The organism is Actinacidiphila cocklensis, assembly GCF_907177275.1.
GTDB lineage: Bacteria > Actinomycetota > Actinomycetes > Streptomycetales > Streptomycetaceae > Actinacidiphila > Actinacidiphila cocklensis.
The window spans coordinates 17,965-33,444 of record NZ_CAJSLV010000054.1; the positions used below are offsets into that span (position 1 = coordinate 17,965).

Genomic DNA, 15,480 nt, shown 5'->3' on the forward strand with positions numbered 1-15,480 from the left:
AAGCGCGACCGCCCCGTGCGAACCGTCTCCAGCGTTGCCCCCTTCCCGCCCGCGAGGGCCGCCACCGCCGGGAGGACGTCGTGACCGGTCCGATCGAGCGAGGGCACGTGGAAGACGTCCCGTACGAGCCACCGGGCCGGCGCAAGGCCGTGCTCGACGCCGAGTTCGACATGTTCTTCCGCGAGAACAAGCCTGAATTGCTGCGCCTGGCGGTCGGCCGCCTGCGCAACCTCTCCGACGCCGACGAGGCCCTGATGGACGCCGCCCTGCAGATCCACCGCAAGTGGCCGGTGGTCCAGGCACACGCCAACCCGATGGCCCTGGCCCGCCGGATAGTCAAGAGCTCCTGCATCGACTACTACCGCCGCCGCGCCCGCCGCGACGACCGCGAGACGGCGCTGCCCGAGACCGGGTACCCGACCGCTCCCAGCGCCGACGACCTGCTGGAGATGCGTGGCCACGAGCGCCTGGACCACGCCCTGGCCACGCTGGAGTCGCGTGCCCCGAAGCAGGCCGAGTGCGTGCGGCTGAAGTTCCTCGGGGGCTGCAGCAGCAGCGTCCCGTCCAGGATGACGAACGCCTTCGCCGCGAGCAGTTCGACGGCTTCCGTGATGTACCGGTACACCCTGTTCACGGCCAGCTCGAACCCAGCCGCGAGCTGCGCGTAGGTGTGCCCCAGGCGCAGGTGTGCCGGTACCGGCACAGCTGGTGGCCGGCGGACAGCCGGCGCCACCGAGTCCCGCGCGCCGCCCGATGCACGGCCAGCCGGTCGGTCGCGCCGGCCCCCGCAAATGCATCGGCGACCGCCTCGCCCTCGCCCAGGCAACCGCCGCCCTCGCCACCATCAGCCGAACGGCACGCCTGATCCCCGTCAACCGCAACCCCCTGCATACCCGGCCGGCCGTGCTGCTCCACCCCCGCCGAGTGATCACGAAAGTGGTCCTGCGCCAACCCGCAGCAGTTGGCTGATCGCCAGGGACGTGGGCGGATTATCCCGGCGCCGGCGCTGCGTCGATCAGATCGAGGACCTCTGCTGTGGGGCGTACGTCGCCGAAGGAACGGTAGATCGTGGCGAGCGCGGCGTTGTGGTCCTGGTCGCGGCCGGTCGCGTTGGCGTCGGCGACCATCACCACCCGGTAGCCGAGCGTGAATGCGTCGCGGGCCGAGGACTCGCAGCACACCTGGGTGACCGTGCCTGTGATCAGAACGGTGTCGATGCCGCGTTCCTGGAGGAGGTCCGGGAGCGGGCAGCGGCCGGGGAAGAAGGCGCTCGGCGCGCTCTTCTCCGCGAAGAGGTCGTCCACAGCGGTGGCGAAGCCCGGCCACAGCCGACCGGGGAGCGGTCCGGTGCCGCCGCAGTTGCGGAACATCTCGGCGGCCTCAGGGCCGTGGAACTCGTCGCCGACCGGGGTGCGTTCGGTACGCGCGGGCAGGACCCAGGCGACGGTCCCGCCGGCCGCCCGCAGCCGGTCGGCGAGCTGCTGGACGTTCGGGGCGATGCCGCGGGCATAGGGGTTGGCGTCGACGAAGAACGGCACCATGTCGATGACGACCAAGGCGGTGCGGGCGGGCGTGAGCCGCGGGTAGGCGAAGCGGCGGCCGCGGCGCTCCTGCTGACGCCGGTACTCACGCTCCTCGATGCGCCACGCGTGGATGCGGGCCTCGGTGTCCTGCACGGCTGCGTCCATGTCAGTCGTGGTCGGGGCTGAGCTTGCGGTGGGTGCCGGACCGGCCGATGTCGAGCTCCACCAGGGAGCTGAGGGTGGTGCCGCTGTTCCAGAAGCCGAGCAGGTCTACGTCGATGAGGCACAAGCCGTGTCGCGCGGCGAAGTCCCGCGCCGGACGGGTGAAGACGCACGACGCCACAAAGACCGGCACGTCGGCGCCGTGTTCGGCACGTGCGGTGCCGTTGAATGTCTGGATGTCGCGGCTGCCCACCGAGCGGTGCTTGGCGAACCGCTTGCACTGCACGACGATCTTCCGGCCATCGGGCAGGTAGCCGATCACGTCGGCGCCGAGGTCGCCCGAACCGCCCACCCGCTCCACCTTGGTACAGCCGTCGCGGCGACACAGCTCCGCGACGTACTCCTCGAAGGCGCGGTCGCCCATAGCCCACACCGCCGCCAAGGAGCGCCGGGCTTGGACCTGCGCGTCCTCAGCAAGCCGCTGCTTTTCCGCCCGCGCCTCGCGCCGCCCGGCACGCACGAGCCCCGCAACGACGACGGCGAGAAGGGCCGCGGCTAACGCCGCCAACAGCACCGTGCCCACCTTGTGCTCCCTCCCTGGTAGCTACGCCGCCTTCTCTCTCCCCCATCCAGGCCCCGCCTATCCGCCGGACAGAGGGCGGGGCCAGGACGCTGCCGGTGACTGTGCAAGCGGGCCGGTCACTGCGGCCTGGACTTCCCTTACGCGGCCAGCGCCAGGAGTGTCCAGTGGCCGGCCCTTCTCACATCCGTTGGTGACGGAGGGTGAGGAGGGACGGCCCCCAGTCGCAGAGAGTGCAATTATGCCAAGAGCAACAACCCTCGGGGGTTGCGCCGGGCGGAGTGCTGCCGGGAGACAACCGACCCCGGTGTTCACCTGCTTCCACGGTGGTGCGCTCGTGATCACAGTCCGACGGCAGGGGGGCGTTCGGCTGTCTATGTCTGCCACAGCCGCACTGTGCTGTCGTTGCTTGCGGTGGCCAGGAGGCTGCCGTCGGGGGAGAACGCCACCGCCTTGACCCAATCGGTGTGGGTGAGGGGCTCCCCGGCGGGCTGGCAGGTGCCCGGGTCCCACAGCCGCACTGTGCTGTCGTCGCACGCGGTGGCCAGGAGGCTGCCGTCGGGGGAGAACGCCACCGCGTTGACCGAACGGGTGTGGGCGAGGGGGGTCGCCACGGGTTGGCGGGTGGCGGGATCCCACAGTCGCACCTTCTCGTCGTCGCTTGCGGTGGCCAGGAGGCTGCCGTCGGGGGAGAACGCCACCGCATTGACTGCACGGGTGTGGCCGGTGAGAGGGTCTCCGGCCGGCTGGCCGGTGGCGGTGTCCCACAGCCGCACGGTGCGATCACGGCTTGCGGTGGCCAGGAGGCTGCCGTCGGGGGAGAACGCCACCGAGCTGATAGAACCGGTGTGGCCGGCGAGGGGCTCGGTGACGGGCTTGCGTGCGGCGGTGTCCCACAGGCGCACTTTTTTGCTGCTCGCGATGGCCAGGCCTCCTTCGGGGGAGAACGCCAGCGCGGTGACATGCCAGGCGATCCGACCGCGCAAGGGGTTGCCAAGCCGCTGATGCGTCGCGGGGTCCCACAGCTGCACTGTGCCCCCGCAGCGGGTGGCCAGCAGCCTTCCGTCGGGTGAGATCGCCACCGCGCCCACCAAGCCGGAGTGGTCCAGAAGAGGGTCCACGGGGCGGAGGGTGACCAGGTTCCACAGTCGCACTCTCGCGTCGTAGCCGGCGGAGGCCAGCACGCTGCCGTCGGGGGAGAACGCGAGACCGGAGACGGCGTGTGTGTGGCCCGTCAGTTCGGCAATCAGTGTGTAGGGCCGGTGACGCTGGTGCGCCGATGCGCTGCTGCTGGCGGGGATAGGAGCGGCCGGTGGGCGCAGGAGGCGCTGTACTGCCTTCAGGACGCTGGGAACCGCAGGCTCGGGGGCTGGCACCAGCGGGCCGGGTCGAGTTCCCCGGTCGGCTGCCGAGGGAGGCGCGGGAGGGGCGGCGGCGCCGATGGGCTTGCCGGTGAGGACTGCGGTCTCGTGCAGATGACGGCGAACCGTGGTGAAGGTGCGGTGCTCGGTGGTACTGGTTGCGAGGATGCTGAAGTGGTCCCCGGGCAGGACGGCGGCGTCGGGGAAGACGGACCGGGCCGAGGCCACCGGCACGACGCGGTCGCTCTCTCCGGCGTAGACGTAGAACGGGATGGGGCACGTCCGGTCGGTGACGTCGGCTGCGTGCAGCACGCTGTTGACGATGATCCGGCGGGTGTCGATGACCTGGTCGCTTAGCGGCCGAAGATCTCTTTCCTGCGGGTGCCTGCCGGAGCGGCCGAAGACGACACGGCGCAGTGACAGCAGCAGTTGGGATCCGTCGTTGGGGCAGGCCAGCATCACCACCCTGCGGATCCGGGCCAGCTCGCGGCCGTGGCCGTCAGTGAGCATCCGCGCCAGGTACCGCTGGACGACCAGCCCGCCCATGCTGTGCGTGATCACGACCAGATCGGTGAAGTGGCCGCCTTCGGTCTGCAGGTACTCCTTGAGGCTGTCGGCCACGGTGCTGATCTCCGGAAGCACCTGCAGCGGCCGCAGCGGGTTCCACCGGGCGGCTCCCGTGGCGAACGCGAAGGGCAGCACCCGCGCGAAGCCCAGCGTGCGGTCCTGCTCGATCTGCTCCCGCAGCAGTCCCCAGGTCTGCGGCCCGGAGTTGAAGCCGTGGACCAGCACCACACCTAACCGGTCGTCCCCCACCATCACGCGCCCTTCCACCCCTGTCCTGATCCGACACGTTATCGGCCCGGCCCCACCGCCGCTGCCCGGACCGCCCGGACACATCGTCGCTGACGCCCGCTGATCCGCGCTGCCCCGATCGGTGAATTGACCACACTCGCGCGAGCGATCCGCAACGGTCTGATGCGGCGGTCTCGCAGCACTACCGCTCCGGTCGACGCGGGGGGGGGGGTGCCGGTTCCGCGTCCCGCGGGTCGGGGGGTCAGCGTTTGATGCGGCTGCGGACGGCGAGAGCAGCAAGTCCGAGGAGGACGGGTTCAGTGAGGCGAGCGGCCATTTCGGTGTAGGTGCCGGTGGTGGTGGGTCTTGTCCGAGTCCTCATAGCCCCCAGCGGGGGTCGCAACTCGCCCCAGGGACAGGGCTTGCTCCCAACAGCACCCGAGCGGCGACACACCGGAGAGATTCGGACGTGTTCGCCAAGGACTCCGGCCTCATTTATCACGCAGAGTGATCTTGATCAGCTCGATCCATTGGCCGCGAGGTCACTCGATTACGGACTCCTGCCAGAGTCAAGGCCCACAAAGTGCCCGGAGGTGATGCGGCGGGCGCCTGTCATAAACCTACAAAACTCGGCCCGTCGTGAGCCTCGCGACCGTGTGCGTTTGCGACATTCATTGCAGTTCACAGGGCTTCTCGCGAGGAGTGCGGTCGGCGGGCGAATGTGGTCCGCAGAGCGTCCGGGCGACGGAGAAATACGGTCGTCACGCGACCGCTGGCCGCATGAGCTGCGGCGATGGCAACGCCGAATCTGCTGATTGGAGATTTGTAGGGTTCTCGGACCGAAAAGAGCAAAGGTCCTCGACCCGTTTGCGTTTCCGAGATTGGTGCAGGTCACAGCGCTGCCCGTAGGCCGGCCGGTTGGCCGGCGATTGCGGCCCGTAGCGCTCTCCCAGCGGGACGAACGGCTGGTCAGCGTTCGAGGAACGACGGCCTGACCTGCGAGAAAAGGTGACTGGCGGAGCAAGTTCACCGCCAGCGAGACGCTTGTTGTCCCGAAAAGAGCAACGGTCAGAAGACCGTGTGCGTTTTGGCATGGACAAGAAAGGCTCTGACCGGCATTCCTGCTGGTCAGAGCCTTGTTCCGGTTGTGCCCCCGGCAGGATTCGAACCTGCGCACACGGCTCCGGAGGCCGTTGCTCTATCCCCTGAGCTACGGGGGCGACGGGAAGAACACTACCAGTTCGGGAGGGGTGGGCCGGACAGGGTTTCGGTGGGGCACGGGGGGTGGTGGGGGTTGGGGATCACCCTTGGCGGGGAAGAAATGGGCAAAACGCGGACGCATCAGTAGCCGCGCGCCTACGCTTCGGGGTGTGGCGGGAGCGACCGGCCGGGTGCTTGTTGTGGATGACAACAAGGTGATCCGGCAGCTGATCAGGGTCAACCTGGAGCTGGAGGGCTTCGAGGTCGTGACCGCGGCTGACGGTGCCGAGTGCCTGGAGATCGTGCACAGCGTGCGGCCTGATGTGGTCACGCTCGACGTGGTGATGCCGCGGCTGGACGGGGTGCGGACGGCGGCGCGGTTGCGGGCCGATCCCGATCCGTGGACCCGGGACGTCGGGATCGTGATGGTCAGCGCCGGCCAGCTGCCCGACGGGGCCGGGGGGCAGCGCGGGGTCGACGCGTACGTGAGCAAGCCGTTCGAGCCGGCCGAGCTGGTGGACACCGTACGGCGACTCGTCCGGCGCGGGCCGCAGCCCGGCGCGGGGCCGGCTGCCGCGACGGGCGCCAACAAGGGCGCCGACCAAGGCGCGAGCATGGGCGCCGACCAGGACGACGGTGACGTCGACGCCGATGCCGAACCGCGGGGTGAGGCCGCCGCCGCCCCCGGCGGCGCCTGAGACCGGGGGCACCCGCCCGGCGGGGGAGAATCCGGGCGGCGCAGAGGCGGGCCTCTCGCCTAGGCTTGCCGCGTGACCCCCGCCGAACTGTCCTGGACCGTGCTGAGCACGGTCAGGCATGCCGTGGGCGCGGGGGAGTTGCGGGTCGAGGTGCCGGAGAAGGTGGTCGTGCAGCGGCCGCCGCGGCCCGGGTGCGGGGATTACGCGACCAACGTGGCGTTGCAGCTCGCCGGGCAGGCGGGGCTCAGCCCGTTCGAGGTCGCCAAGATCCTCGCCGTACGGCTCGCCAAGGAGCCGGGGATCGCGCAGGTCGAGGCCGTGGGCGCCGGGTTCCTGAACATCACCCTCAGCGCGCGGGCCTACGCCGACGTCGTCCGCCAGGTGTGCGAGCAGGGGCCGGGCTACGGGCGGGGCAACGGTCTCGCCGACGAGTCGGTCACCGTCGTGCCGGAGCCGCCGCACGCGGTACGCGCGACCCTGGTCGCCGAGGTCGTCAACGGCCTGCTCGCCGCAGCCGGCGCCCGGCCCGGCGGCCCCCGGGAAGCGCTCACGGTCGCGGAGCCGGACACCGGCCACGACCCGGAGAAGAGCCTCGGCCGGGACGCCACCCGCTGGGCACTGCTCCGCCCGCCCGCCGAGGACACCCCCCGCCTGACCCTCGCCCTGCTCGACCAGCGCGAGGCGAACCCGCTCTTCCGGGTCCGCTACGCCCACTCCCGTACCCGCGCCCTGCTGCGCAACGCCCATGACCTGGGCGTACGCGTCGACAGCACGGCCCGGGACCCGTACCGGCACCCCGCCGAGACGGAACTGCTCGGGCTGATCGCCGACCTGCCCCGGGTCGTCGAGACCGCCGCCCGCCGCCGCGCGCCCGATCGGCTCGCACGGCATCTGGAGCGGCTGGCCGACGCCTACCTCCGGTTCCAGGACGAGTGCCCCGCGCTGCCCAAGGGGGACGAGAAACCCTCGGCCGTCCACGCTGCCCGGGTCCGCCTCGCCGACGCGACCGGCATCGTGCTCGCCGACGGCCTGCACCTGCTCGGCATCAGCGCACCCGACCACCTCTGACGAGAAGACGAGAACGAGAGACACCGCCGTGAGCCGATCCGCACACCCCGCAGGGCCCCGCCACGCCGACGTACTGCCGGAAGGGCACTACGCCGCCCCGCCCGCCGACCTCAACCGGCTGGACGCGCACATCTGGTCGCGCACCGTCACCCGCAACGCCGACGGTGCGATCGAGGTCGGCGGGATCGACGTACGGGACTTCGCCGCCGAGTTCGGCACGCCCGCCTACCTGCTGGACGAGGCCGACTTCCGGGCGCGCTGCCGGGCCTGGAAGGCGGCCTTCGGGCCGGACGCCGACGTCTTCTACGCCGGCAAGGCGTTCCTGTCCCGGGCCGTGGTGCGCTGGCTGAACGAGGAGGGGCTCAACCTCGACGTGTGCTCGGGCGCGGAGCTGGCCGTCGCGCTGGACGCCGGCATGCCCGCCGAGCGGATCGCGATGCACGGCAACAACAAGAGCAACGCCGAGATCGACCGGGCGATCGCGGCCGGGGTGGGCCGGATCGTGCTGGACTCCTTCCAGGAGATCGTCAGGGTCGCGGCCGCCGCCGAGCGGCACGGGCGGCGCCAGCCGGTGCAGATCCGGGTGACGGTCGGGGTCGAGGCGCACACCCACGAGTTCATCGCGACCGCGCACGAGGACCAGAAGTTCGGCCTCGCGCTGGCCGGCGGGCAGGCCGCGGAGGCGGTACGCCGGGTGCTGAAGCTGGAGAGCCTGCAGCTGATCGGCATCCACAGCCACATCGGCTCGCAGATCTTCGACATGGCCGGCTTCGAGGTGGCCGCCCGCCGGGTGGTGTCGCTGCTGGCAGAGATCCGCGACGAGCACGGGGTGCAGCTGCCCGAGATCGACCTCGGCGGCGGCCTCGGCATCGCCTACACCGCGGACGACGACCCCGCGGAGCCGTACCAGATCGCCAAGTCGCTCGGCGAGATCGTCACCCGCGAGTGCGAGGCGGCCCGCCTCGACCCGCCGCGGCTGTCGGTCGAGCCGGGCCGGGCCATCGTCGGCCCGACCGCCTTCACCCTCTACGAGGTCGGTACGGTCAAGCCGCTCGAAGGCCTGCGGACGTACGTCAGCGTCGACGGCGGGATGTCGGACAACATCCGTACCGCGCTCTACGACGCCGAGTACACCGTCGCGCTGGCCTCCCGCCGCAGTGACGCGGAGCCGATGCTCAGCCGGGTGGTCGGCAAGCACTGCGAGAGCGGCGACATCGTGGTCAAGGACGCGTTCCTGCCGTCCGACCTGGCGCCGGGCGACCTGCTCGCGGTGCCGGCGACCGGCGCGTACTGCCGTTCGATGGCCAGCAACTACAACCATGTGCCGCGCCCGCCGGTGGTGGCGGTCGCGGACGGGCAGCCGCGGGTGATCGTCCGCCGCGAGACGGAGGAGGACCTGCTGCGGCTCGACGTCGGCTGAGGCCGGACCCGCAGGCCGCGAGGCCGGACCCGCAGGCCGCGAGGCCGGACCCGCAGGCCGCGAGGCCGGACCCGCAGGCCGGGAAACCGGACCCGTAGATCGGGAAAGAGGATCTGCGGCAGCTGTGCACCGAGCGCAACGAAACACCGCAAGATCGCCGGGCGGACGGCAAATCTCACGGCCCGCCCGGGCGGTCTCGCAATCCGGACACGGCGTGGCTTCTCCCATCCGGTGGGTGAGACTGGTTCCCTCCACGCCGTACGGGACCGGTGCAGCCGGGACCGTACCCACGCGACACGAGAGCTGTACGAGAGACGAGGTCGGATGATGCGTACGCGTCCGCTGAAAGTGGCGCTGCTTGGCTGCGGTGTGGTCGGCTCCGAGGTCACGCGCATCATCACGACGCAGTCGGCCGACCTCGCCGCCCGGATCGGGGCGCCGATCGAGCTGGCCGGCATCGCGGTCCGCCGCGCCAACCGGGTCCGAGCCGGAGTGCCCGCGGAACTGCTCACCACCGACGCGACCGCGCTGGTCAAGCGCGGTGACATCGACGTCGTGGTCGAGGTCATCGGCGGCATCGAGCCGGTGCGCACGCTGATCACCACCGCCTTCGAGCACGGCGCCTCCGTGGTGTCGGCGAACAAGGCGCTGCTCGCGGCCGACGGCGCCAGCCTGCACGCCAAGGCCGTCGAGCACGGCGTCGACCTCTACTACGAGGCCGCCGTCGCCGGCGCGATCCCGCTGATCAGGCCGCTGCGCGAGTCGCTGGCCGGCGACAAGGTCAACCGGGTGCTGGGCATCGTCAACGGCACCACGAACTTCATCCTGGACAAGATGGACTCCACCGGCGCCGGCTACAGCGAGGCGCTGGACGAGGCCACCGCGCTGGGGTACGCCGAGGCCGACCCGACCGCCGACGTCGAGGGCTTCGACGCCGCCGCCAAGGCCGCGATCCTGGCCGGCATCGCCTTCCACACCCGGGTCACCATCGACGACGTCCACCGCGAGGGCCTGACCGAGGTCACCGCCGCCGACATCGCCTCGGCGCGCAAGATGGGCTGTACGGTGAAACTGCTGGCCATCTGCGAGCGGGCGCGCGACGGCCGCTCGGTCACCGCCAGGGTGCACCCGGCCATGATTCCGCTCAGCCACCCGCTGGCCTCCGTACGCGGGGCCTACAACGCCGTCTTCGTCGAGGCGGAGGCGGCGGGGCAGCTGATGTTCTACGGTCCCGGCGCCGGCGGTGCACCCACCGCCTCCGCCGTCCTCGGCGACCTGGTGGCCGCCTGCCGCAACAAACTGGCGGCGACCACCGGTGCCGGCGAGTCCGCTTACACGCAACTGCCGGTGAGCCCGATGGGGGATGTGGTCACCCGCTACCACATCAGCCTCGACGTGGCGGACAAACCGGGCGTCCTCGCACAGGTCGCCACGGTGTTCGCCGAGCACGACGTGTCCATCGACACGGTGCGTCAGCAGGGCAGAAATCAAGGCAGCGGCGACGACGCCGCCGTCGAGCAGGGTGGTGGGCGACGGGAGGGCGGCGAGGCCTCTCTCGTCGTCGTCACCCACCGCGCGCCGGACGCCGCCCTCTCGGCGACCGTCTCCAGCCTGCGGAAACTCGACACCGTACGCGGCGTCGCCAGCATCATGCGTGTGGAAGGGGAGTAGACCCGCAATGAACGGAACAATCGACCAGCCCCGAATGTCGGGCACCCACCAGTGGCGCGGCATCATCGAGGAGTACCGCGACCGGCTCCCGGTCGGCGCGGACACCCCGGTGGTCACGCTGCTGGAGGGTGGCACCCCGCTGGTCCCGGCCCAGCTGCTGTCGGAGCGCACCGGCTGTGACGTGTACCTCAAGGTCGAGGGCGCGAACCCGACCGGGTCCTTCAAGGACCGCGGGATGACCATGGCCATCTCCAAGGCCAAGGAGGACGGCGCCCAGGCCGTCATCTGCGCCTCCACCGGCAACACCTCCGCCTCCGCGGCCGCCTACGCGGTACGCGCCGGCATGGTCTGCGCGGTGCTCGTGCCGCAGGGCAAGATCGCGCTCGGCAAGATGGGCCAGGCGCTGGTCCACGGCAGCCGCATCCTCCAGGTCGACGGCAACTTCGACGACTGCCTCGACCTCGCCAGGGGGCTCAGCGAGAAGTACCCGGTGGCGCTGGTCAACTCCGTCAACCCGGTGCGGATCGAGGGGCAGAAGACCGCCGCCTTCGAGATCGTCGACGCGCTCGGCGACGCGCCCGACCTGCACCTGCTGCCGGTCGGCAACGCCGGCAACATCACGGCGTACTGGCGCGGATACCGCGAGTACGCCGCCGACGGCATGGCCACCCGCAAGCCGCGGATGTGGGGCTTCCAGGCGTCGGGCTCGGCGCCCATCGTCAACGGCGCCCCGGTGCGCAGCCCGCAGACCATCGCCACGGCGATCAGGATCGGCAACCCGGCGTCCTGGCAGTTCGCCGAGGAGGCGCGGGACGAGTCCGGCGGCGTCATCGAGGCGGTGACCGACCGTCAGATCCTGTCGGCCTACCGGCTGCTGGCCGCGAAGGAGGGCGTCTTCGTCGAGCCCGCCTCGGCGGCGTCCGTCGCGGGGCTCCTCAAGGCGGTGGACGAGGGCCGGATCGACCCGGGCCAGCGCATCGTCTGCACGGTCACCGGCAACGGCCTCAAGGACCCGGACTGGGCCGTTGCGGGCGCCCCCGCGCCGCTGACGGTGCCCGTCGACGCGGACGCTGCCGCGCAGAGCCTGGGCCTCGTCTGACCTGGCCTTCTGCCCCCGAGGGCACGCCGTGAGGGCGCGCGGGACTGCGCGCGCGACACTCCACCGGCCGGTGGTCAGGAGCTGACCGGACAGCCTCTCGGACGGTGGCGAGGTACAGCCCGACGACGGCTGGATCGCGCAGTTCCTCCCCCAGTGCTTCGCCTGAGGGTGCCCCCAGTGCCCCTGGGGGCACCCTCATGCGGCAGGAGACGTGCCGGCCCTGCACAAGGGCACCCCCCCGCAGAGCGCGCCGCAGGCGAGGGGCGCACGTCGGAAGGGCGACACGCATCACGCGCTGTGCGTGCGCCCTATGTCGCAGGAGAACCTTCCTTCGATAAGCTGGAACCCAGCGGCACCGCAGTGTGCCCTGTATTCGGCGGATGCCACCCCGCATCGCCACTCCCCCGCCCCGCCCGGCAATGGTGCCGCGCCCGCAGGGCGAACCGCACAAGGAGATTCGTCGAAAGATGGCCGGTCCCGCGTTCCGCGCTGCCGCAGTACGAGTGCGCGTCCCCGCGACCAGCGCCAACCTCGGGCCGGGGTTCGACGCCTTCGGGCTGGCCCTGGGCCTGTACGACGACGTCGTGGTGCGCGTCGCGGACTCAGGACTGCACGTCGACATCGCCGGTGAGGGCGCCGACACGCTGGCGCGGGACGAGAAACACCTCGTCGTGCGCTCGCTGCGGACCGCCTTCGACCTGCTCGGCGGCCAGCCGCGCGGCCTTGAAGTGGTGTGTGCGAACCGCATTCCGCACGGCCGCGGCCTCGGCTCCTCCTCGGCCGCGATCTGCGCGGGCATCATCGCCGCCCGCGCGGTGACCATAGGCGGCCCGTCCGTGCTGGACGACACCGCTCTACTCGAACTGGCCACCGAGATCGAGGGGCACCCCGACAACGTCGCGGCGTGCCTGCTCGGCGGCCTGACCGTGGCCTGGAGCGAGGGCGGTGCGGCCCGGGCGATCCGGCTCGACCCCGCGGACTCGCTGGTTCCGGTGGTTTTCGTGCCCGCCACGCCGGTGCTCACCGAGACGGCGCGCGGGCTGCTGCCGCGTACCGTCCCGCATGTGGACGCGGCCGCCAACGCGGGCCGTGCGGCGCTGCTGGTGGAGGCTCTGACGAGGCGTCCCGAGCTGCTGCTGCCGGCCACCGAGGACCGGCTGCATCAGGACTACCGGGCGCCCGCGATGCCCGAAACCCTGGCGCTGGTCCACCGGTTGCGCAACGAAGGCGTGCCTGCCGTCGTGTCGGGCGCGGGACCCACGGTCCTGGCGTTCACCGACGAGGGGGCAGCCGACAAGGTCTCCCGGTTCGCGGGCGAGGGCTGGGCGGCGAACCGCCTGGCACTGGACGCGTCCGGGGCGTGTGTACTGCCGCTCGCCGGGGGGCAGTGACACGATTGCCGGTCGTTGAGAGGGGGAATGTTCGTTGGATCCGGTAGTGTTAACCTCAAGCCTGCATTCGATGCCCGATGGGCGAGATGCACCGTGTCCCTTCCGTGGGACCGCTTTTCTTCCGGGAGCCTCCCACACCGCATAGGGCAAGGTCCGAGCAGTCGGATTCTGCCCGAGCGGTGTTGAGCACGCTCCGGATTTTCGGTACGAGTTCCCTCCGTACCGAAGGCACGTATGTATTTCTGCCGCCATCAGGCGGACCACCGCCCCGGTTTCTGAGCAGCGGAAACGCCCAGAACCGGACAGCACGACCGGTCGCCGAGCCAGACAGGCCGACGTCCGCTCCAGGGAAGGACCCTTCGTGAGCGACACCACCGATCTGATGGGCGTGCGCGCAGATGACACTGTCGCCTCGTCCGACGCCGCCGCGCCTGCTAACGGTGCTGCCACGGCCAGTGCGTCGCGGCGCCGCCGGACCGGGACCGGCCTGGACGGCATGGTGCTGGCCGAACTGCAGCAGCTCGCCTCAGGCCTCGGTATCAAGGGCACCGCGCGGATGCGCAAGAGCCAGCTGATCGAGACCATCAAGGAGCGCCAGGCCGGCGGCAGCACCCCCGCCGCTTCCGCCCCCGCGGCTGCCGACGCCCCCGTGGCGGACAAGCCCAAGCGGCGCACCACCTCGAAGGCCCGCATCGAGCAGTCCGCGCAGGAGGCGGCCCCGGCCGCCGCCGCTGCGACGACGGCCACCGCGGCGCCCGAGCAGCGGCAGGAGCAGAAGCAGATCGAGATCCCCGGCCAGCCGGCCGGTGAGCAGGCCAAGGCCGCGAAGGCCGAGCGGGCGGCCGAGGCCGCCGCCGACACCGCCGAGGGGCGTGCCGAGGCCAAGGGCGACGGCAAGCAGCAGGGCGGCGACGACCGCCAGGACCGGCAGCGCGGCCAGCGCGGCGACCGCAGGGAGCGCCAGCGGGACCGCCAGCGCAGCCGCGAGGACGGCGGCGACGGCGGCAGCCGGCAGGGCAGGGACCGCGGCGACCGCCAGCAGCAGCAGGGCGGCGGCCAGGGCGGCCAGGGCCAGCAGCAGGGCGGCCAGGGCGGTCAGGGCGGCCCGCAGGACGACGACGAGTTCGGTGACGGGCGGGGCAGGCGCCGGGGCCGCTACCGCGACCGCAGGGGCCGCGGCAACCGCCGCGAGGAGTTCGGCGGCGGCGGCGAGCCGCAGGTCGCCGACGACGACGTCCTGATCCCGGTGGCGGGCATCCTCGACATCCTCGACAACTACGCGTTCATCCGCACCTCCGGCTACCTGCCGGGGCCGAACGACGTGTACGTGTCGCTGGCGCAGGTCCGCAAGAACGGGCTGCGCAAGGGCGACCACGTCACCGGCGCGGTGCGGCAGCCCAAGGACGGCGAGCGCCGCGAGAAGTTCAACGCGCTGGTCAGGCTCGACTCGGCGAACGGCATGGCCGCCGACTCCGGGCGGGGCCGTCCCGAGTTCAACAAGCTCACCCCGCTGTACCCGCAGGACCGGCTCCAGCTGGAGACCGACCCCGGTGTGCTGACGACCCGGATCATCGACCTGGTCTCGCCCATCGGCAAGGGCCAGCGCGGTCTGATCGTGGCCCCGCCGAAGACCGGTAAGACCATGATCATGCAGGCCGTGGCCAACGCGATCACGACCAACAACCCCGAGTGCCACCTCATGGTGGTGCTGGTGGACGAGCGTCCAGAAGAGGTCACCGACATGCAGCGGTCGGTGAAGGGCGAGGTCATCTCCTCGACCTTCGACCGTCCCGCCGAGGACCACACCACGGTCGCCGAGCTGGCCATCGAGCGCGCCAAGCGCCTGGTGGAGCTGGGTCACGACGTGGTCGTGCTGCTGGACTCGATCACCCGGCTCGGCCGCGCCTACAACCTGGCGGCGCCCGCCTCGGGCCGCATCCTGTCCGGTGGTGTGGACTCCACCGCCCTCTACCCGCCGAAGCGGTTCTTCGGCGCGGCGCGCAACATCGAGGACGGCGGCTCGCTGACCATCCTGGCCACCGCGCTGGTCGAGACCGGCTCGCGGATGGACGAGGTGATCTTCGAGGAGTTCAAGGGCACCGGCAACATGGAGCTCAAGCTCGACCGCAAGCTCGCCGACAAGCGCATCTTCCCCGCGGTGGACGTGGACGCGTCCGGTACCCGCAAGGAGGAGATCCTGCTCGGCGGCGAGGAGCTGGGCATCGTCTGGAAGCTGCGCCGGGTGCTGCACGCGCTCGACCAGCAGCAGGCGATCGAGCTGCTGCTGGACAAGATGAAGCAGACCAAGTCCAACGCGGAATTCCTGATGCAGATCGCGAAGACCACGCCGGGTCAGAACAACGACTGACCCGTCGCAGCGGTAGCGCGTACGGCCCCGCCCACCGGTTTCCCCGGTGGGCGGGGCCGTTCGTCTGCCGTGCCCCGGGCGCCCGGGGAGGTGGGGCTTTTCTTTGCCCAAAGTTGCCGACGGCAAAACCCGTCATGCTGGTCG

General features: G+C 71.3%; 11 protein-coding genes, 1 tRNA gene and 1 pseudogene. 8 read left to right on the forward strand and 5 right to left on the reverse strand.

What is annotated here, in order from left to right; all coding sequences use genetic code 11:
• The first annotated feature begins 170 nt into the window (after positions 1-170).
• Positions 171-668, forward strand: coding sequence for an RNA polymerase sigma factor (locus NFU81_RS16535; protein ID WP_251490540.1), 498 nt, complete (start codon positions 171-173; stop codon positions 666-668).
• Here the strand turns inward: NFU81_RS16535 and NFU81_RS16540 are convergent.
• The 5 genes and pseudogenes from NFU81_RS16540 to NFU81_RS16560 all read right to left on the reverse strand — a co-directional run.
• Positions 551-822 (reverse strand): annotated as a pseudogene (locus NFU81_RS16540) (transposase family protein); the annotation flags it as partial. The gene NFU81_RS16535 and the pseudogene NFU81_RS16540 sit on opposite strands and share 118 nt — an antisense overlap.
• 167 nt (positions 823-989) lie before the next feature.
• On the reverse strand, positions 990-1,688 hold the full coding sequence (locus NFU81_RS16545) for a cysteine hydrolase family protein (RefSeq protein WP_251490302.1): 699 nt from the start codon (positions 1,686-1,688) through the stop codon (positions 990-992).
• 1 nt (position 1,689) lies between these two features.
• Positions 1,690-2,268, reverse strand: a complete 579-nt coding sequence (locus NFU81_RS16550) for a restriction endonuclease (protein ID WP_251490305.1) — start codon at positions 2,266-2,268, stop codon at positions 1,690-1,692.
• A gap of 371 nt (positions 2,269-2,639) precedes the next feature.
• The gene (locus NFU81_RS16555; protein ID WP_251490307.1) at positions 2,640-4,445 is read right to left on the reverse strand and encodes a hypothetical protein; all 1,806 of its coding nucleotides are present in this window, start codon (positions 4,443-4,445) and stop codon (positions 2,640-2,642) included.
• A gap of 1,124 nt (positions 4,446-5,569) precedes the next feature.
• Positions 5,570-5,641 (reverse strand) — tRNA-Arg (locus NFU81_RS16560).
• A gap of 180 nt (positions 5,642-5,821) precedes the next feature.
• On the opposite strand from NFU81_RS16560, the gene NFU81_RS16565 reads away from it, so the two are divergent.
• The 7 genes from NFU81_RS16565 (at position 5,822) to rho (ending at position 15,336) form a co-directional block, all read left to right on the forward strand.
• Positions 5,822-6,319, forward strand: coding sequence for a response regulator transcription factor (locus tag NFU81_RS16565; RefSeq protein WP_422665214.1), 498 nt, complete (start codon positions 5,822-5,824; stop codon positions 6,317-6,319).
• Positions 6,320-6,391: 72 nt separating this feature from the next.
• Positions 6,392-7,387 (forward strand): ArgS-related anticodon-binding protein NrtL, encoded by a 996-nt coding sequence (gene nrtL, locus NFU81_RS16570; protein ID WP_251490313.1) that lies wholly within the window; start codon positions 6,392-6,394, stop codon positions 7,385-7,387.
• Between the two features lie 28 nt (positions 7,388-7,415).
• Positions 7,416-8,807, forward strand: a complete 1,392-nt coding sequence (gene lysA, locus NFU81_RS16575; protein ID WP_251490316.1) for a diaminopimelate decarboxylase — start codon at positions 7,416-7,418, stop codon at positions 8,805-8,807.
• 324 nt (positions 8,808-9,131) lie between these two features.
• The gene (locus NFU81_RS16580) at positions 9,132-10,478 is read left to right on the forward strand and encodes a homoserine dehydrogenase (protein WP_251490317.1); all 1,347 of its coding nucleotides are present in this window, start codon (positions 9,132-9,134) and stop codon (positions 10,476-10,478) included.
• Between the two features lie 7 nt (positions 10,479-10,485).
• Complete coding sequence (gene thrC, locus NFU81_RS16585; protein ID WP_251490331.1) at positions 10,486-11,577, forward strand: threonine synthase; 1,092 nt, start codon at positions 10,486-10,488, stop codon at positions 11,575-11,577.
• Positions 11,578-12,044: 467 nt separating this feature from the next.
• Complete coding sequence (thrB, locus tag NFU81_RS16590) at positions 12,045-12,968, forward strand: homoserine kinase (RefSeq protein ID WP_251490333.1); 924 nt, start codon at positions 12,045-12,047, stop codon at positions 12,966-12,968.
• Between the two features lie 361 nt (positions 12,969-13,329).
• Complete coding sequence (rho, locus tag NFU81_RS16595) at positions 13,330-15,336, forward strand: transcription termination factor Rho (RefSeq protein WP_251490337.1); 2,007 nt, start codon at positions 13,330-13,332, stop codon at positions 15,334-15,336.
• Positions 15,337-15,480 lie beyond the last annotated feature (144 nt).